18 protein-coding genes and 1 tRNA gene are annotated in these 18273 nt (G+C 67.5%); 9 read left to right on the forward strand and 10 right to left on the reverse strand.

Annotation, left to right across the window (positions count from 1 at the left end; translation table 11 throughout):
- Positions 1-44 precede the first annotated feature (44 nt).
- The 3 genes from ACTJKH_RS03925 (at position 45) to ACTJKH_RS03935 (ending at position 2138) form a co-directional block, all read left to right on the forward strand.
- Positions 45-797 (forward strand): exonuclease domain-containing protein, encoded by a 753-nt coding sequence (locus ACTJKH_RS03925; RefSeq protein WP_440735830.1) that lies wholly within the window; start codon positions 45-47, stop codon positions 795-797.
- Complete coding sequence (locus ACTJKH_RS03930) at positions 778-1719, forward strand: helix-turn-helix transcriptional regulator (RefSeq protein ID WP_440735831.1); 942 nt, start codon at positions 778-780, stop codon at positions 1717-1719. The genes ACTJKH_RS03925 and ACTJKH_RS03930 overlap by 20 nt, the downstream gene beginning before the upstream one ends.
- A gap of 86 nt (positions 1720-1805) precedes the next feature.
- Entirely contained in the window at positions 1806-2138 is a 333-nt protein-coding gene (locus tag ACTJKH_RS03935) for a DUF7882 family protein (RefSeq protein ID WP_440735832.1), read from the forward strand.
- A gap of 26 nt (positions 2139-2164) precedes the next feature.
- Here ACTJKH_RS03935 and ACTJKH_RS03940 read toward each other — a convergent pair.
- A tRNA-Ile gene (locus ACTJKH_RS03940) sits at positions 2165-2238 on the reverse strand.
- 29 nt (positions 2239-2267) lie between these two features.
- Positions 2268-2804 (reverse strand): gamma carbonic anhydrase family protein, encoded by a 537-nt coding sequence (locus ACTJKH_RS03945; RefSeq protein ID WP_440735833.1) that lies wholly within the window; start codon positions 2802-2804, stop codon positions 2268-2270.
- 141 nt (positions 2805-2945) lie between these two features.
- Here ACTJKH_RS03945 and ACTJKH_RS03950 point away from each other — a divergent pair, with 141 nt between their 5' ends.
- Positions 2946-3431, forward strand: a complete 486-nt coding sequence (locus tag ACTJKH_RS03950; RefSeq protein WP_440735834.1) for a Dps family protein — start codon at positions 2946-2948, stop codon at positions 3429-3431.
- 60 nt (positions 3432-3491) lie between these two features.
- Here ACTJKH_RS03950 and ACTJKH_RS03955 read toward each other — a convergent pair whose 3' ends face one another.
- From ACTJKH_RS03955 to ACTJKH_RS03975, 5 genes are read right to left on the reverse strand one after another with little or no spacing between them, the layout of a single operon-like run.
- Positions 3492-4988 carry an amidohydrolase gene (locus ACTJKH_RS03955; RefSeq protein WP_440735835.1) on the reverse strand — a complete coding sequence of 499 codons (1497 nt, stop codon included), beginning with the start codon at positions 4986-4988 and terminating at the stop codon, positions 3492-3494.
- A complete protein-coding gene (locus ACTJKH_RS03960) occupies positions 4985-5626 on the reverse strand; it encodes an FMN-binding negative transcriptional regulator (protein ID WP_440735836.1) in 642 nt (213 codons plus the stop codon). Before ACTJKH_RS03960 ends, ACTJKH_RS03955 begins: the two co-directional genes overlap by 4 nt.
- A gap of 23 nt (positions 5627-5649) precedes the next feature.
- Positions 5650-6648 carry an Fpg/Nei family DNA glycosylase gene (locus ACTJKH_RS03965; protein ID WP_440735837.1) on the reverse strand — a complete coding sequence of 333 codons (999 nt, stop codon included), beginning with the start codon at positions 6646-6648 and terminating at the stop codon, positions 5650-5652.
- A gap of 1 nt (position 6649) precedes the next feature.
- Positions 6650-7135: a ribose-5-phosphate isomerase gene (locus ACTJKH_RS03970; RefSeq protein WP_259159104.1), complete on the reverse strand. Its 486-nt coding sequence runs from the start codon at positions 7133-7135 to the stop codon at positions 6650-6652.
- 37 nt (positions 7136-7172) lie between these two features.
- Positions 7173-8357 (reverse strand): ferrochelatase, encoded by a 1185-nt coding sequence (locus ACTJKH_RS03975; RefSeq protein WP_440735838.1) that lies wholly within the window; start codon positions 8355-8357, stop codon positions 7173-7175.
- Positions 8358-8481: 124 nt separating this feature from the next.
- Between ACTJKH_RS03975 and pepN the strand changes: the two genes are divergently transcribed.
- From pepN to ACTJKH_RS03995, 4 genes are all read left to right on the forward strand, one after another.
- Positions 8482-11034, forward strand: a complete 2553-nt coding sequence (pepN, locus tag ACTJKH_RS03980) for an aminopeptidase N (RefSeq protein WP_440735839.1) — start codon at positions 8482-8484, stop codon at positions 11032-11034.
- Positions 11035-11108: 74 nt separating this feature from the next.
- The gene (locus ACTJKH_RS03985; RefSeq protein WP_440735840.1) at positions 11109-12182 is read left to right on the forward strand and encodes a mechanosensitive ion channel family protein; all 1074 of its coding nucleotides are present in this window, start codon (positions 11109-11111) and stop codon (positions 12180-12182) included.
- Entirely contained in the window at positions 12179-12628 is a 450-nt protein-coding gene (locus ACTJKH_RS03990) for a globin (protein WP_440735841.1), read from the forward strand. Before ACTJKH_RS03985 ends, ACTJKH_RS03990 begins: the two co-directional genes overlap by 4 nt.
- A complete protein-coding gene (locus tag ACTJKH_RS03995) occupies positions 12625-14283 on the forward strand; it encodes an FAD-binding dehydrogenase (RefSeq protein WP_440735842.1) in 1659 nt (552 codons plus the stop codon). Before ACTJKH_RS03990 ends, ACTJKH_RS03995 begins: the two co-directional genes overlap by 4 nt.
- 28 nt (positions 14284-14311) lie before the next feature.
- Here ACTJKH_RS03995 and ACTJKH_RS04000 read toward each other — a convergent pair whose 3' ends face one another.
- Complete coding sequence (locus ACTJKH_RS04000; protein WP_440735843.1) at positions 14312-14977, reverse strand: hypothetical protein; 666 nt, start codon at positions 14975-14977, stop codon at positions 14312-14314.
- 51 nt (positions 14978-15028) lie between these two features.
- Between ACTJKH_RS04000 and ACTJKH_RS04005 the strand changes: the two genes are divergently transcribed.
- Positions 15029-15916, forward strand: coding sequence for an acyl-CoA thioesterase (locus ACTJKH_RS04005; protein WP_440735844.1), 888 nt, complete (start codon positions 15029-15031; stop codon positions 15914-15916).
- Positions 15917-16027: 111 nt separating this feature from the next.
- On the opposite strand, the gene ACTJKH_RS04010 is transcribed toward ACTJKH_RS04005, so the two are convergent.
- Both ACTJKH_RS04010 and ettA read right to left on the reverse strand, forming a co-directional pair.
- Entirely contained in the window at positions 16028-16516 is a 489-nt protein-coding gene (locus ACTJKH_RS04010) for an acyl-CoA thioesterase (protein WP_440735845.1), read from the reverse strand.
- Positions 16517-16523: 7 nt separating this feature from the next.
- A complete protein-coding gene (gene ettA / locus ACTJKH_RS04015; protein WP_440735846.1) occupies positions 16524-18203 on the reverse strand; it encodes an energy-dependent translational throttle protein EttA in 1680 nt (559 codons plus the stop codon).
- Positions 18204-18273 lie beyond the last annotated feature (70 nt).

Raw genomic sequence — 18273 nt, forward strand, 5'->3', positions numbered from 1 at the left:
TGTGCCTTCGCACGGATGTCGGCACCTCGATCTACGGTGTTTCCATGCCCCCGGCTCCTCCGCTTCCGCACTGGATCACGCGCGTCGGCGTCTTCGACCTCGAGACCACCGGGGTCGATGTCGAGAACGATCGCGTCGTCACCGCACACGTCGGCCTTCTCGACGCGGACGGCCGCGAGATCGCAGCGCGCGACTGGCTCGCCGATCCCGGGATCCCGATCCCCGAGGGTGCGACCGCGATTCACGGGGTGACGACCGAGCGGGCTCGGCGTCTCGGGCGTCCGGCGGGCGAGGTGGTGGGCCAGGTGACCGCAGCTCTGCGCTCGCTCCTCTCGCAGGGTGTCCCTGTCGTCGCCTACAACGCGGCGTACGATTTCTCGCTCCTGGCGCACGAGGCCCACCGCCACGGCATCGAAGCGCTGACGAATCCCGCACCGATCATCGATCCCCTCGTCATCGACAAGGCGTACGACCGATACCGCCCCGGCAAGCGGACCCTGCAGGTCGTCGCGTCGCTCTACGCGGTGCAGCTCGAGGACGCACACGAAGCCGCCGCAGACGCTGTCGCGGCGGGCCGCGTGGCTCAGGCGCTGGCGCGCCAGTTCGTGTTGCCGGAGACACTCGAAGAACTGCACACGCGGCAGGTGGGCTGGGCGCGCTCGCAGGCGGCAAGCCTGACGGAATACTTCATCCGCATCGGTCGGCTCGATCCCGAAGACCGCCTCGACGGCACGTGGCCCGTTCGTGTCCGCCGCACCACCGAGGGGGTGGACGCGGATGCGATTCCGAACGGCTGATGTCGCGCGCGTCGAGAGCACCTGGAAGCAGTTCGTGCCCTCGGCGGTCCTGCACGATGTGGATCCCCACCGCCTCTACTTCGACTGGAAGTCCGTCGAACTCGGCGAGTTGACTCTGGTTCGATACGACCTCGCGGCCAAGGTCCGCACGACAGCCGAACCCGAGGATCAGTTCATCGCGTGCCGTGTCGAGGGGCCCGATGCTCAGTTGCGCTCCGACCGGTCCGAGCTCGTCGCGAGTCGCCCCTGGCTGTCCGACGGCCCTCGAGTGCACGCGCAGTGGGAGCGTGGGGCCAGGGTCACCGCGCTCATCTTCGAGCGCGCCTCCCTGCAGAGCCTCGCCCAGCAGATCAGCGGGGACGACACCGTGGCGCTGCACGTGGCCGACCTCGCCCCGCGTTCGGATCGCGCCGCCGACGCGTGGTCTCGAATGTTCGCGTACCTCGAGCAGAGCGCCGAGTCTCTCGACGATGACGATGACGGTGACACCGCTTTGCTCAGGAGCGAGCTCGCCCGACATGCCGCAGCGACGACTCTGGCCACCTTCTCCACGACGGGCCGGCTGCACAGGCATCGACCCGCTCAGACGACCCCTGCGCCCGCGACAGTGCGTCGGGCCCTGGACTTCATCGCAGAGAACGCGCATCGCCCGATCACGGTCGACGACGTCGCATCAGCCGTCCACATCTCGACCCGCGGGCTGCAGTACGCGTTCCGGCGTGCGCTCGACACGACCCCGGCCGAGTGCTTGAGGCGGGCGCGCCTCGACGGCGCCCACCGTGATCTCCGTTCCGGTGCCCAGAGCACCGTCGCGGCTGTCGCGCGGAAGTGGGGATTCTCGCATCCCTCGCGATTCGCGGTCGCCTACCGCGAGAGCTTCGGCGTGCTTCCCTCCGTGACAGCGGCGACCCACCGTCGATGACACCACGCGAACAGAGTGTTCGCATCGCTCGCGCGCCGGGGCGGTCCTGTCGGGTCGGTGCCTCGGAGCGTCATAGATTCCGAGGTATGGGTTCCCTCTACTACGGCGGCTCGGAGCCGATCCAGATCGAAGACCGAGCGCTCGCCCACCTCAAGGTCGTCGTCGCCACCAAGCTGCGCCGTAACGAGAGCTTCACCCTGACCTGGAAGCACCAGGAAGGCCAGTCCGAGGGGCGCTCGACCGTCTGGCTGCATCCGTCCATTCCGCTCCGATTCGTGTTCGACGAGACCGAGGCACCGGAGCTGAGCCGCCGATGGATCGAGGATCTGGCGCACTCGGCGAACTCGAGCGGCGGGATCACTCTCGTCGACGAGCTCCTGGAGCCCGCTGGACAACCCGACGCGTCCAAGACCCACTGAGGCGCCGCGACGGAGTGCACGGAGAGTAGGGCGGGCGGGACTTGAACCCGCGATCGTTGGGTTATGAGCCCACTGCCTTAACCAGCTTGGCCACCGCCCCGTGAGCACCAGCCTACCGGTCGACCCTGGTCAGATCGGCGTCGCCTCGGCGTGCGTCCGGAGGTGTCCCAGATAGATGTCCGCGTTCGCGATCAGTCCAGCTCTCTCTTCGTCGCTGAGCATCCTGCGCACCTTCGCAGGCACCCCTGCCACCAGCGAGCCATCGGGCGCCTCGGTGCCCGCGAGCACGACCGCGCCGCCCGCGATGAGGCATCCGGCACCGATGACCGCACCGCTGAGGATGACGGCGCCCATGCCGACGAGCGACCCGTCGCCGATCGTGCACCCGTGGACCACCGCGTTGTGACCGATGGAGACCTTCGCCCCGACGACGACGGGGTGACCGGCATCGACATGCAGCGAGACGTTGTCCTGCACGTTGCTCGCCTCGCCGATGACGATGGCGGCCGAGTCGCCGCGGAGGACCGCGTTGTACCAGACGCTCGCGCCGGCTGCGAGCGAGACGTCGCCGACGATGCGCGCGCCGTCGGCGACGAAGGTGTCTTCGGCGATCGAGGGAGTCTTCCCCGGGAGTGCGAGAACGGAGGCTCCGGCTGCGATGCTCATGAGGCGAGACTACCCTCACCTCCCCCGATTTCCGCGTGATTCCGCGGCACTAAGCCGAGCCTTCGCTTGCTTGCGGAATGTTCTCAGCTGAGTAGCGTTGTCTTCATCAGGTACGAGAAGAGCACTTCAGAGGAGCCGAAGATGAGCAAGGTACAGACCGTTTCCACCACCGCCAGCGACCCGACCGTGGCAGCTGCAGCGGCTCAGTTCCTTTCGCCCGTCGTCCTCGGACTTCAGGCTCTCACGGTCAACGGAAAGCAGGCGCACTGGCACGTCCGCGGCGCGAACTTCGTCGGTGTCCACGAGCTTCTCGACACGATCGTCGCTCACGCCGGAGACTTCGCCGACACGGCAGCAGAGCGCATCGTGGCCCTGGGCCTCCCGATCGACGCACGCATCAGCGCGGTCGCCGCGAAGGGCGGCGCGACCTCGGTCCCCGCCGGCTTCACGCAGTCTGACGAGCTCGTCCGTGCGGTCATCTCCGACATCGACGCGATCCTCGTCGACACCAAGGCCGCGATCGACGGCCTGGACGAGGTCGACCTGACCAGCCAGGACGTCGCCATCGAGATCATGCGCGGACTCGAGAAGGACCGCTGGTTCCTCGTGTCGCACATCGCCGCGTAAGCATCACGTCGAAAGGGGCACCGGGTTCTCCCGGTGCCCCTTTCTCGTTGAGGCGCGAGGTCAGGCGCCGTGGGTGATTCGCCCGGCCACGAGCGTGGCGAGGACGGGCATACCGCGCAGATCGGCACCGGAGGCTGTCAGCGGGTCGAGCCCGCACAGGACGATGTCGGCGATCTCGCCCGGCCGCAGGGCCGTGCGCACACTCGCCTGGAGCGACTGATCGCGCGTGAGCCGCTCCTCGGGATGCCACGGGTCGCGATCATCATCGGTACGCGTGACAGCCGCGGCGATCGCCTGCCACGGGTCGAGAGGCGCGACGGGGGCGTCGGAGCCGAACCTCAGCTCGACCCCTGCGTCACGCAGAGCACCGAGGGGATACCCGATGGATGTCTGCCCCGCCCAGTGCTTCCCCACGAGGTCGCGGTCGTCCAGTGCATGCTGCGGCTGGACGCTCGCGATCACGCCGAGGCGACCGAAGCGTGCCAGATCCGCGTGCCGCACGAGCTGGGCATGCTCGATCGTCCCCACGGCACCCGACACGGTGAAGGCATCGAGAGCCCCGGTGACGGCTCGATCACCGATCGCATGCACCGCGACCGCGAGACCCGCGCCTGTCGCGACCGTCAGCAGCTCGGTGAGCTCCGCCGGCGGAACCGTGAGGACACCGAAGTTCTCGGGGTCGCCAGGGTAGGAGTGCGAGCATGCTGCCGTCCGCGTTCCGAGCGATCCGTCGCTGATGATCTTCAGCGGTCCGACGTGCACCAGACCGCGTCCGGCCTCCGGCGCGTCCGGTGCCTCGTGGAGTTCGCCTGTCCTCAAGCCCGCCGCGATGGCGCGGGTCAGATCGAACGGGTACACGGCGAACTCGACGCGATGCGAAGCGAAGCCAGCAGCCACCCGTCGCGGCCAGGCATCCGCGTTCCACGCCATGTCGAAGTCCACCAGGCCCGTGACGCCTCGGGATGCCGCTCGCTCCCCTGCCGCTCGCACAGCGACGTCGCCGCGCTCGGGATCCACGGCGTTCAGCCGACGGGAGATCTCGAACGCATCCTGCTCGCGCAGCATCCCATCGGAACTCGTGAAGCCTTCGAGCGACAGCGCTGCCGAGTTCAGCCACGTGCTGTGCACGTCGGCATTGATCAGGTACGTGGGAGTGGATCCGGTCGCGCGGTCGAGGAGGTCGAGAGTGGGCGCGTCCGGCCACATCGCGTCGCGGAATCCGCTGCCGACCTTGCGACCGTCGGGCAGCGGCGCGGATGCGGACATGATCGCCGCCGCCTCGGCTGCGGACGCCGCCCCGCCCAGAGCGACGCGTTCCGTCGCGAGAGCCCACTGCACGGTGTGCACATGATTGTCCCAGAGACCAGGCACCACCCAGGCGCCGTTCCCGTCGAGCACCTCGCCCCGGGGCGGGATCGCTCCCGCGGGTGCGATGTCGCTGATGAGACCCCCGTCGATGAAGATGTCGACCGGTTCATCGTCGATCAGGAACTCTCGTCCCGGTCCCGCAATCCGTACGGATGCGATCGTGCCGATCAGAGCGTCGATGCCGGTCATCGGAGCCCACCCGTGCGCGCTTCGTGCGCGCGCCGCATCTCGGCGGCCAGCCCGGGATGCGCGTAGAGCCCGTCGCCCTCGAGCTCCGCGATGATCGTCTCGACCGTTTCCGCAGACTTGTTCTGGCTGAGTTTGCGCTTCGCCACCACACGCGTCGGAGTGAGTCGGAACCCGACCGTCCCCGAGGCGAGGCGGGTGACGAACGCGGGATCGTTGGGACGCTCCCACATGCGCCGAGGCTCCGGCATCCTTCCCTCGAACCGGTCGACGAGCCGATCGAGAACCGCGAGGTTCTCGTCGTCGCTGAGGATCTCGGGGACTCCTGCCAGGTGAACCGCCGTGTAGTTCCAGGTCGGCACGGCCTGGACATCGCCGTACCACCCCGGCGAGATGTAGCCGTGGGGGCCCTGGAAGACGACGAGGAGCTCCCGCTCTCCCATTCCGTGGATCAGATCGTCGGGACGCCCGACATGTCCGACGATCGTCAGGTCGTCACGATCGTCGTCGAGCAGCGCCACATAGTGCGATGACACGAGTCCGTCCGGACCGTTGCTGACGATCGTCGTCCACGGGTTCGCATCGATGACCCGCCGGATCTCGGTGACGTCCGCGAGCGTGAAGCTGGGGTTCTGACGCATCCTCTCAGCCTATGGCCGAAGGCTCACGCCTGACAGCGCGGACACCAGTAGAGCTTGCGTGCGCCGATCTCCTCCAGCGCGATCTCGGTTCCGCAGACACGGCACGGAAGTCCCGCCCGGTGGTAGACCCAGTGCCGGTCGTCGCGGCTCGCCATCGCCGCGCGATACTGGTCGGGCGACAGGTCGTCCATGGTCATCATCTGGCCGGTCTCGACCCCGATCGCCAGTAGAGTCACCCAGTCGCGCCAGAGTGCACGGACCACGTCCTCGGGCACGTCGCGGCCCGGCGTGTGCGGGTTCAGCCTCTGACGGAAGAGCATCTCGGCGCGGTACACGTTTCCGATGCCGCTCACCACCGCCTGGTCCATCAGGAGCAACGCGATCACGGTCGGCTTCTTGCGCACCGCCTGCACGAAACGCTCTTCGTTCAGTGCCGGGTCGCCCACCAGCGGGTCGGGGCCGAGCTTGGCGACGCTGGCGAGCATCTCCTCCGGGGTCTGCAGCACGCACGCGGTCGGCCCGCGGAGGTCGGCCGCCGTGATGTCGGTCATCAGACGCAGTCGCACCTGGCCGACCACCGGAGGCGGCCACTCCATGCCCTCGTCCGCGAGTCCCTTCGTCTGCTCGGACATGCGCACGTGCACGCGGGTGCGCCGAGGGGCGCCGATCGATGCGAGGGAGTTCTCCCCCGCATCGTCGAGGATCGCCTCGTCGACGTCCGTCCCTCGCTGATTCGTCTGTCCCATGCGGCCGTTCGCGGACGCGATCGTGGGATCGACGAGGATCTCTCCGGCGAAGTCCCATGCCCCGTACAGGCCGAGGTGCACGCGCAGCCAGAGGTCGCCCTCGGCCTCGAGGAACATCTGCTTGCCGACCGCCTGGACGCTGAGCGCCTCGCGGCCGTCGAGCACGGCTGCGCCCTCCGCGAAGCGCCCTTGCGGGCTGGACGCGCTCATCGTCTTGCCGACGAAGTTCCGCTCGAACTGCCGAGCGATGCGGTGGACGGAGTGTCCCTCAGGCATGTCAGGCCCGCGGGTCCGGAAGGAGCGAGCCGTCGCGTTCGAAGTCGGCGATCTGACCGATGCGGCGCACGTGACGCTCGTCCTGCGAGAACGGCGTCGCGATGAACGTGTCGATGAACGAGGTGACCTCGTCGAAGGTGTGCTGGCGCGCTCCGATCGAGATCACGTTGGCGTCGTTGTGCTCGCGCGCGAGTTCGGCCGTCGAGGTGTTCCACACCAGAGCGGCGCGGATTCCCTCGACCTTGTTCGCGGCGATCTGCTCGCCGTTGCCCGATCCTCCGAAGACGACGCCCAGAGTCTCGATACCGGCCGCCTGATCGGCGACCACAGCCTGCGCAGCACGGATGCAGAACGCGGGGTAGTCATCCAGGGCGTCGTACTCCACCGGCCCGTGGTCGACGACCTCGTGACCGGCACCGCGCAGGTGGTCCTGCAGCTGCGTGGAGAAGTCGAGACCAGCGTGATCGGTGGCGATATGGATGCGCATGGCATCCATCCTAGAAGCGCAGAGGGTCAGCCGGTGATCACGGGGCGACGCCGGCGGCGGCCGGCTTGAAACCCGCACGGACGTTCTCGCAGCATCCGGGACGGCACACGTCGAACGCACCGGGCAGCGCGGTGACATGCGGGCGCTCCTCGTTCGGCCGTCCTTCAAGACGCTCGACGATCAGATCGACGATTCCGGTGACGAATGACGGCGCCACACCGGGCGTCGGTGTGCGAGTGAACGCGAGCCCCGCCTCCTCTGCGGCTTCTGCGGCCTCGGTGTCGAGGTCCCAGAGGACCTCCATGTGATCGCTCATGAAGCCGACGGGAACCACGGCGACGGCCTTCCGACCGCGCGAGGGAAGCTCGCCGATCACGTCGCACACATCGGGCTCCAGCCACGGCTGCGACGCAGGACCCGAGCGGGACTGGTACACGAGCTCCCACGAGACGTCAGCGGCGGCGGGGATGCTCTCGCGCACCCGGTCCATGACCCACGCGGCGACGGCGAGATGCTGCGCCGCGTAGGCGCCGCCTTCGCCCCATTCGATGTCCCGGGCGCCCGAGCGCTCGGCATCCGCGGTCGGGATGCTGTGGGTCGAGAAGAGGATCTGGATGTCCGCGGCCGCGATGCCCTGCGCGAGGAACGCCTCGACCGCCTCGCGCACGCCCGTCTCGAACGACTCGACGAAGCCGGGGTGGTCGTAGAACGGACGGATCTTGTCGATCGTGACGGTGTCGCCGAGACCCGTCTCCTCGAGCACCCGGGCGAAGTCCTCCCGATACTGACGGCAGCTCGAGAACGAGCTGTAAGCGCTGGTGGCGAAGGCGAGCAGAGTGGTGCGGCCGTCGGCGGCCGCCTCGGTCACCACCTCCTCGAGGTACGGGCTCCAGTTGCGGTTGCCCCAGTACACCGGCAGGTCGATGTCGCGGCGCGCGAGTTCCGCCTCGAGTGCGTCCTTGAGGATGCGATTCTGACCGTTGATCGGGCTGACGCCGCCGAAATGACGGTAGTGGTGCGCGACCTCTTCGAGTCGCTCGTCGGGGATCCCGCGCCCCCGGGTGACGTTACGGAGGAAGGGGATGACGTCATCCTGTCCTTCCGGTCCCCCGAACCCGGCGAGGAGGATGCCGTCGTACGCGGTGGGCGTCGACACATAGGGCGCTCCCTCGGCAGCGGCAGTGGAGGCAAAGAGGACGTGGTTCGGCTCGATCGCGGTCACACCTCCATCCTTTCACCTTCCGAACGTGAGACAGGCCGTCCCGCTGGCGTAGGCTGTCATGGTTGCCGTGGGCGCCAACTGCGCTGGGTTGCGGCAGCATCCCCTCACCCCTGGGAGTACAGCTGTGCCTGGAGAGAACCTCACCCGCATCGAAGCGCAGGAGCGCCGCGACGTCGTCGACACCCAGTCGTACGAAGTCTCGCTCGACCTGACGAAGGGTGCCGAGGTCTTCGGCTCCCGCAGCGTCGTGCGCTTCACCGCGACGCCGGAGAGCTTCACCTTCATCGACCTGATCGCCCGCGAGGTCCGCGAGATCTCACTCAACGGCGAACAGCTCGATCCCGACGAGGTCTTCGCCGACTCGCGCATCGCGCTGTCCGGCCTGCAGGCCGAGAACGTCCTCGTGGTCGACGCCGACTGCGAGTACACGAACACCGGCGAGGGTCTGCATCGATTCGTCGATCCGGTCGACGGCGAGGTCTACCTCTACTCGCAGTTCGAGGTGCCGGATTCGCGGCGCGTGTTCGCCGTCTTCGAGCAGCCCGATCTGAAGGCCACGTTCCAGTTCACGGTGACCGCCCCGGCCTCCTGGAAGGTCGTCTCCAACTCCCCCACGCCCGAGCCGATCGTTCATGACGACGACACCGTCGCCACGTGGGGCTTCGAGCCCACTCCTCGCATCTCCTCGTACATCACGGCCCTCGTCGCCGGTCCCTACGAGTCCACGTTCTCCGAGCTCACCAGTGCGTCGGGTCGTGTGATCCCGCTCGGCGTCTACGGCCGCAAGAGCCTGTGGCAGCACCTCGACGCCGACTACATCTTCGACAAGACCCGTGAGGGCTTCGCGTACTTCGAGTCGAAGTTCGGCGTGCCGTATCCGTTCGCGAAGTACGACCAGCTCTTCGTCCCCGAGTTCAACGCGGGCGCCATGGAGAACGCAGGAGCGGTGACGTTCACCGAGACCTACGTCTTCCGCAGCAAGGTGACCGATGCCGTCAAGGAGCGCCGCGTCGTCACGATCCTCCACGAGCTCGCGCACATGTGGTTCGGCGACCTCGTCACGATGAAGTGGTGGAACGACCTCTGGCTCAACGAGTCGTTCGCCGAGTGGGCGTCGACGATCGCGACGGCCGAGGCCACCGAGTGGACCGAGGCGTGGACGACGTTCAACGCGATGGAGAAGACCTGGGCATACCGCCAGGACCAGCTGCCCTCCACGCACCCGATCGTCGCCACGATCAACGACCTCGAAGACGTGCAGGTCAACTTCGACGGCATCACCTACGCCAAGGGCGGCTCGGTCCTCAAGCAGCTCGCCGCCTGGGTGGGCATCGAGGAGTTCTTCGCGGGCGTCTCGCAGTACTTCCAGAAGCACTCCTGGGGCAACACCGAGCTCAGCGACCTGCTCGTCGAGCTCGAGGCCACCAGTGGTCGCGACCTCAGCACCTGGTCGAAGAAGTGGCTCGAGACCGCCGGTGTGAACACGCTGGAGCCGGTCATCGCCGAAGACTCCGACGGCACGATCTCGCGTTTCGCCGTCACCCAGACCGCACCCGCCGACTACCCGACGATCCGCCCCCACCGCCTCGGAATCGGGTTCTACACGCTCACGGACGGCGCGCTCGTGCGCACCCACTACGCCGAGGTCGATGTCGACGGCGACCGCACCGAGGTACCCGAGCTGCACGGCCACAAGCGCCCCGATCTCGTGCTCCTCAACGACAATGACCTCGCATACGCGAAGATCCGCCTCGACGAGCGTTCCCTCGCCACGGCGATCGCGCACCTCGCCGACATCAGCGACCCACTGGCCCGCGCGCTCGTCTGGGGCGCCGCCTGGGATCAGACGCGCGACGCCGAGACCGCCGCGTCCGACTACATCGACCTCGTCCTCGGCAACATCGGCAGCGAGACCGAGTCCACGACCGTCCGCACCACCCTTGCGCAGCTGCGCACGGCGGCGACCCTCTACGTCACGCCGGCAGATCGCCGCGCGGCACGTCAGAAGGTGGCCGACGGACTCTGGAACCTCGCGGAGTCGGCGGAATCAGGCAGCGACAGTCAGCTCCAGTTCGTCACGGCATTCGCCGGGGCACTGGTGGCGCCCGAGCACGCCGGCATCATCGGTCGTCTGCGTTCAGGCGAGGAGACGCTTCCCGGACTCGAGATCGACGCCGACCTGAGCTGGCAGCTGCTCGTCGGCCTCGCCACGATCGGCGCGACCGATGCCGCATCGATCGACGCCGCACTGGCGTCGGACAACACGTCGAAGGGCGGCGAGTTCGCCGCCCAGGCCCGCGCCGCTCTACCCGACTCTGCGTCGAAGAAGGCCGCCTGGGCATCGCTGATCGAACGCGACGATGCGCCGAACACGATCGTGCGCTCCGCAGCGCTCGGCTTCGTGCACCCGGCCGGCGCCGATGCACTCCGTGAGTTCGTCCCGGCGTACTTCGACATGCTGATCCCGATCTGGGAGGCGCGCACCTACCAGATCGCGCAGTATCTCGTCGTCGGCCTGTTCCCGACCGCGATCGCCGATGTCGAACTGCGCGACGCGACCCGCGCGTGGCTCTCCGCGCACCAGGACGCCGCTCCCGCGCTGCGTCGCCTCGTGCTCGAGAACCTCGCCGACGTCGAGCGCGCGCTCGCGGCACAGTCCCGCGACGCGGAGGACTGAGACCCGGTTCCACGATCAGGCCTCTGTGCGGTGCATCCAGCCCGCACAGAGGCCTGATCGCTACTCTGGAGGTGATGATGCAGCCATTCGAAGCCACTCCCGAGCCCGTCGCGACCGAGGTCCCCAAGTGGTGGGCCGACACCCTCAACGTGCTCGGTGTCGTCGGAGGCAAAGCGCTTCAGGTCGCGTTGATCATCGTCGCGTGCATCGTCATCGCGTTGGTCCTGCGTGTGGTCATCAGACGTGTCGTGCACCGGATCGTCGACAGCGCGAAGAACAAGGCCGCGGTCGACGACACGCAGGCGCTCGAGCGCTCCCCCCTCGCGGATATGCGACTCGTGCAGCGCACGCGCACTCTCGGGACGATCCTGCAGAACATCGTCAACGTGATGCTCGTCGTGATCGCGCTGGTCCTGGTCGTGAACGCCCTCGACAACAGTCTGCTCGGCTCCCTCACCCTCCTCACGGCAGCGGTGGGTGCCGGTCTCGGTTTCGGTGCGCAGAACATCGTCAAGGACGTCCTGAACGGCATCTTCCTCGTCGCCGAGGACCAGATCGGCATCGGCGATGTGGTCGACCTCGGCCTCGCGACCGGAGTCGTCGAGTACGTCAGCGTGCGGATCACTCAGGTCCGCGATGTGAACGGAACACTCTGGTATGTGCGCAACGGCGAGGTGCTGCGCATCGGCAACATGTCTCAGGGCTGGGCGCGCGCGATCATCGACCTCGGCGTGCCGGTCGACTCCGACCTCGAGAAGGTCGAGAAGATCATGCTCGAGACCGCTCAGGGGCTCGCCAAGGACCCGAAGTGGCGAACCCGCATCATCGAGAAGCCCGAGCTCTGGGGCCTGGAATCGGTGGGCGGCGATGCCCTCGTCGTGCGCCTGGTGATCAAGGCCCGCGCGAACGCGAAAGACGACGTCGCGCAGGAACTGCGCAAGCGTCTGCGTGCTGCCATGCTCGAGAACGAGATCTCCTTCCCGAGCATGACCACCGTCATCCCCACCGGTCTCGACGGGGCTCGTCGCGTGCGTGGCGCCAATCCGCCCAAGACGCGCCCGAACGCGGTCACGGGTGTGCCCGTCATTCCTGACCGCGGAATCTGGCGACGCAAGAAGACGACCGATGACGGGAGCCCCCAGAAGTGACGTTCTACGACGAAGTCGGCGGTCGCGAGACGTTCGCGAAGATCGTCTCGGTGTTCTACCGCGAGGTCGCTCTCGATCCGGTGCTCAAGCCCATGTATCCCGAAGACGATCTGGGTCCCGCCGAACAGCGGCTGCTGATGTTCCTCGAGCAGTACTGGGGCGGTCCGACCACCTACGGCGAGACACGGGGTCACCCTCGGCTGCGGATGCGGCACATGCCGTTCCATGTCGACCCCGATGCCCGCGACAGGTGGCTTCGACACATGCGGACCGCGGTGGACGAGGCGCAGTTGTCGCCGCTCCACGAATCCACGCTGTGGGACTATCTCGAGCGCGCCGCATATGCCATGGTGAACACATTCGAGCCGTCCGGCATCGGCACGTCCGCCGCCGGGCGCCCCACGCTCGAGACGCGAACACGTCAGGAATCAACGGAGAACACATGACGCACACGCCCCTGTCTGCAGACGTCCTGATCATCGGATGGGGGCTCGCCGGTCTCGTCGCGGCGAGTGAGGCGCTGGATGCCGGACGCCGCGTGATCCTGATCGATCAGGAGCCACGCACGAACCTCGGCGGACAGGCATGGTGGTCGTTCGGTGGGCTGTTCTTCATCGACTCCCCCGAGCAGCGACGCATGGGCATCCGCGACTCGCTCGCTCTCGCCACTCAGGACTGGTTCGGGACGGCAGCTTTCGATCGCCCGGAAGACGACTGGCCCAGGCGCTGGGCGGAGGCCTATCTGCAGTTCGCCGCGGGCGAGAAGCGTGCATGGCTGCGTGAACGCGGAGTGAGCTTCTTCCCCGTGGTCGGATGGGCCGAGCGCGGCGGATACGGGGCACTGGGGCCCGGCAACTCCGTGCCCCGCTTCCACATCACCTGGGGCACCGGCCCCGGTGTCGTCGCGCCGTTCGCCGCCGCCGTCGAGCAGGGCGAGAGAGAGGGACGACTCACGATCCTCCCCCGCCACAGGGTGACGGAGCTCATCACGACGGACGGAGCCGTGACCGGGGCTCGCGGGAGCATCCTGGAATCCAGCCCGGCGGCTCGAGGCGTCGAATCCTCTCGCGCGGTGATCGGCGACTTCGAGATCAGCGCCGGCGCGACGATCGTGTCGTCCGGAGGTATCGGCGGCAACCACGAACTCGTGCGTGCGGCCTGGCCGGCGAGCCTCGGGGTGCCGCCCACCCAGATGCTCACGGGTGTGCCCGCGTACGTCGACGGATCGATGCACGCCGTGTCGGAGGCCGCCGGAGCGCGCCTGATCAACGGTGACCGTATGTGGCACTACGTCGAGGGGATCAAGAACTGGGATCCGGTGTGGCCGTCGCACGGCATCCGGATCCTGCCGGGGCCGTCCTCCCTCTGGCTGGATGCGACGGGCAAGCGACTGCCGGTTCCGCTGTTCCCCGGGTTCGACACCCTGGGGACGCTCGCGCATCTGCGCACGACGGGATACGACCACTCGTGGTTCATCACGTCGCGCCAGATCATCGAGAAGGAGTTCGCGCTCTCGGGCAGCGAGCAGAACCCGGACCTGACCGGCAAGGATGTGGGCCTGCTGCTCAAATCGCGGCTGGCCAAGGGGCCCACCGGGCCTGTCCAGGCCTTTCTCGACGAGGGCGAGGACTTCATCGTCGAGAACGATCTCGAATCCCTGCTGGAGCAGATGCACCGTCACCCGGGCGGCGATGCTCTCGACATCGATCACGTCCGCCGCGAGATCGTCGCACGCGACAGCGAGATGGACAACGAATTCTCCAAGGATGCGCAGATCGGCATGCTCCGCTCCATGCGCGCATACCGGGGCGACAAGCTGATCCGCACCGCCGCGCCGCACCGTCTGCAGGACCCCGCAGCGGGCCCTCTCGTCGCGGTGAAGCTGCACGTGCTCACGAGGAAGTCGCTCGGCGGCATCAACACCGATCTCGACGGACGCGCTCTCGGCGCCGACGGCGCGCCGATCCTCGGGCTGTTCGCCGCGGGTGAGGCGAGCGGCTTCGGTGGGGGCGGTGTGCACGGGTACCGCGCTCTCGAGGGCACCTTCCTCGGCGGCTGCCTGTTCTCCGGAAGGCAGGCGGGGCGCGCCGCAGCGCGATGACGCCGCGGCGTCTCGGTACGACGCCGAGCTAGTCGGTCGCGCCGGTGCCCCGCACGGCCGTGAGGCCGCTGGCGACGGGCCCGCGGGCGAGCACATGACCGCGGCGGAAGGCGAGGCGCGTCCATCGCCCTGAGGTCATGACGGACACGTCCTCTTCACCGGAGATGAAGCCGAATGCATCCGCTGCGAAGGCCACTCCCCGCGGCAGACCACCGAGGTCCTCATCCGGCTCGCCCCAGATCGCCGCGCGCAGCGCACGAACGGCTTCCTCTCCGGATCCCGGTGTCGCGCCTCGAGCGACGGCGCTGATCCCCCACTGCGCGCGCTGGGCGATGACGGATGCCGCAAGGCTCGACGTCGCCTGCCACTGGCCGCGCGGCGGTGCGACCCCTGCCCAGGCGGGAGAGAGACCGGTTTCGGGGAACGTGAGCACGCGATCGTCATCCGTCGCGCTGAGAGATGCGACGACCACATCGCACTCGAGCTCCGGGTCGACCCGAACGATGCGCATCGCGAGCACCGTCGGGGTCTGATCGAACAGGCCGTGGGGCGCGAGAGCAGCGCCCGTGAGTGCGAGAACTCCGTCCGCCGCCTGGAGTCGCACGCCTTCGCCGGAGATGCGCGTCGCTCGCCCGAGGAACGTCAGGACGTCTTTGGACGTATCGGAATCGGCGAGAAGGAGGTGGTGCGGCACACCCTCTAAACTAGCAACGCCAGCGGCATCCGCAGTCGCGGAAAGGAAGTCATGACCGCCGACGCACACGCGATCCGCACCGTCGAACAGCTCCTCGAAGTGCTGGACCTCGACTCCACGCAGGCACGCACGACCGAGGACATCTTCACCGGCTCGTCGCACGCGATGCCGTCAGGCCGTATCTACGGTGGCCAGGTTCTCGCTCAGAGCCTTCTCGCCGCCGAGAGGACCCTTCCCGAGGACCGCGCGGTCCACTCGATGCACGGGTACTTCCTTCGCCCGGGCGACGCAGGCCAGGGCATCACGATCGCCGTCGACCGCATCCACGACGGCCGGTCATTCTCCACGCGTCGCTCGCAGGCCTACCAGAACGGCGTTCCGATCTTCTCGATGATCGCGTCGTTCCAGGACGAGGGTCCCGGAGTCGAGCATGCCGTCTCCATGCCCGACGGTGTGCCGTCGCCGGACTCGCTGCTGCCCGACGAGCAGCGTGTCGAGGGGCTGCCGCCGGGAACCGCGCGCATGTTGAGCGACCGAGCCGCAGATGTGCGCCATATCGACTCGCCGCTGTTCCTGCCGAGCGATGACGCCCGCGTGCCCCATCAGGGCGTGTGGATGCGGCTGCGCGCTCCCCTGCCGGACGATCAGCGCATCCACCGCGCGGCTCTCGCGTACCTGAGCGACATGACCATCCAGGAGTCGATCCTCCGCGCGCATGGCGTGTACTGGGCGCTGCCCGGCCTCAAGGTCGCGAGCCTCGACCACGCGATGTGGTGGCATCGTCCGGCTCGGGTCGATGACTGGCTGCTGTACATGCAGGAGTCGCCGAATGCCCGGGGTGGGCGCGGCCTGGCGCAGGGGCGGATCTACACGCAGGCCGGTGAGCTCGTGGCCTCGGTTGCGCAGGAGATCATGGTCAGGGTCCCGTCGCAGGACTGACGTCCCGCGCTGCATTCGGGCCGAGCACCCGAGCAATACGCGTCCGCCGATTCAGGTCGTGCACCCGATCGTCTCAGACCGCCGGTTCGGGGCCGGTCAACGCCGACCTGGTCAGCGGTGTGCGTACTCGATGGAGGCGCCGGTGAACGGCTGCCACGCATCGCGCATCTCCTGCGTGAGGCGGGTCGGGCGTCCTGTCGCGGCGTCGACGAGGACGATGACGGCCGTGGAACGGGCATAGATCGTCCGAGGTTCCGCCTCCGGGGAGTTGTGCACCTCGTAACAGACCTCGACGCTCGAGCCGCCCAGCTTGCCGAACCACATCTGCACCTCGATAGGACGACGCTGGTAGGGCACGGGTGCGAGGTACTCGATCTCCTGGCGCGCGATCAGCGTCAGGATCCCCTCGTCGAGCCCGGAATCGAGCACGGCGGTGGACGGTGCCTGCTCACCGGGGCCCGCACGCCAGAACGCGCGTACGCGCGCCTCCTCGAGCAGCTTGAGCATCGAGGTGTTGTTGACGTGATTGAACGCATCCAGATCGCCCCAGCGGAGGTGGATCGGGATGTGCAGGCGGGGCCCCGGTGTCAGGTCGGACATCGTGGTGTCAGTCGCGGGTGAGCTTGCGGTGCGTGGAACGGTGCGGCTTCGCCGCGTCAGCACCGAGACGCTGGATCTTGTTCTCCTCGTACGCCTCGAAGTTGCCCTCGAACCAGTACCACTGGTCGGGCTTCTCGTCGGTGCCCTCGTAGGCCAGGATGTGCGTCGCGATGCGGTCGAGGAACCACCGGTCGTGAGTGATGACGACAGCGCAGCCGGGGAACTCGAGAAGCGCATTCTCGAGCGAGCTCAGGGTCTCGACGTCGAGGTCGTTGGTCGGCTCGTCGAGGAGGAGCAGGTTGCCACCCTCCTTGAGCGTCAGTGCGAGGTTGAGACGGTTGCGCTCACCACCGGAGAGCACGCCTGCCTTCTTCTGCTGATCCGGACCCTTGAAACCGAACTTCGACACGTACGCCCGCGACGGGATCTCGGTCTTGCCGACGGTGATGAAGTCGAGGCCGTCGGAGACGACCTCCCACAGCGTCTTGTCGGGGTCGATGTTCGAGCGCGACTGGTCGACGTAGCTGATCTTGACGGTCTCGCCGATCTTCAGGTCACCGCCGTCGAGCGGCTCGAGGCCGACGATCGTCTTGAAGAGGGTCGTCTTTCCGACACCGTTCGGGCCGATCACACCGACGATGCCGTTCGGCGGCAGGCTGAAGCTGAGGCCGTCGATGAGCGAGCGTCCGTCGAAGCCCTTCTGAAGCTTCTTGGCATCGATCACGATGCTTCCGAGACGGGGACCCGCAGGAATCTGGATCTCCTCGAAGTCCAGCTTCCTGGTCCGCTCCGCCTCCGTGGCCATCTCCTCATAGCGAGCGAGACGCGCCTTCGACTTGGTCTGGCGGCCCTTCGCACTGGAGCGGACCCACTCGAGCTCCTCCTTGAGGCGCTTGGCGAGCTTCGCGTCCTTCTTGCCCTGGATCTCGAGGCGCTCGCCCTTCTTCTCCAGGTAGGTCGAGTAGTTGCCCTCGTAGCCGATCAGGCGACCGCGGTCGACCTCTGCGATCCACTCGGCGACGTGGTCGAGGAAGTACCGATCGTGGGTGATGGCGATGACAGCGCCCTTGTAGGCCTGCAGGTGCTGCTCGAGCCAGAGCACGCTCTCGGCGTCGAGGTGGTTGGTCGGCTCGTCGAGGAGCAGCAGATCGGGCTTCTGGAGAAGCAGCTTCGCCAGTGCGACACGACGCTTCTCTCCACCGGAGAGCGGTGCGATCGCAGCGTCTCCCGGCGGCGTGCGCAGTGCGTCCATCGCCTGCTCGAGCTGCGAGTCGAGGTCCCAGCCGTCTGCCGCGTCGATCTCCTCCTGCAGCGTTCCCATCTCGGCGAGAAGCGAATCGAAGTCCGCATCCGGATCGGCCATCAGCATCGAGATCTCGTTGAAACGATCGACCTTCGCCTTGATCGCGATGCCGTCCTGGATGTTCTCCAGCACGGTCTTGGTCTCATCGAGCTCCGGCTCCTGCATGAGGATTCCGACGGAGAACCCCGGGGAGAGCTTCGCCTCACCGTTCGACGGCGTGTCCATGCCGGCCATGATCTTGAGGATCGTCGACTTACCGGCACCGTTCGGGCCCACCATGCCGATCTTGGCACCGGGGAGGAACGCCATCGTGACGTCGTCGAGGATGAGCTTCTCGCCCACTGCCTTGCGCGCACGAACCATCGAATAGATGTACTCAGCCATACCGTTTAAACACCTTTGCTGATCAGAATCGAACCTGCCATCGCACTGCTGAACAAGTGCGGAAACCTCC

Origin of the sequence: Microbacterium sp. 22215 (assembly GCF_052045655.1) — a bacterium.
GTDB classification, from domain to species: Bacteria; Actinomycetota; Actinomycetes; order Actinomycetales; family Microbacteriaceae; genus Microbacterium; species Microbacterium phyllosphaerae.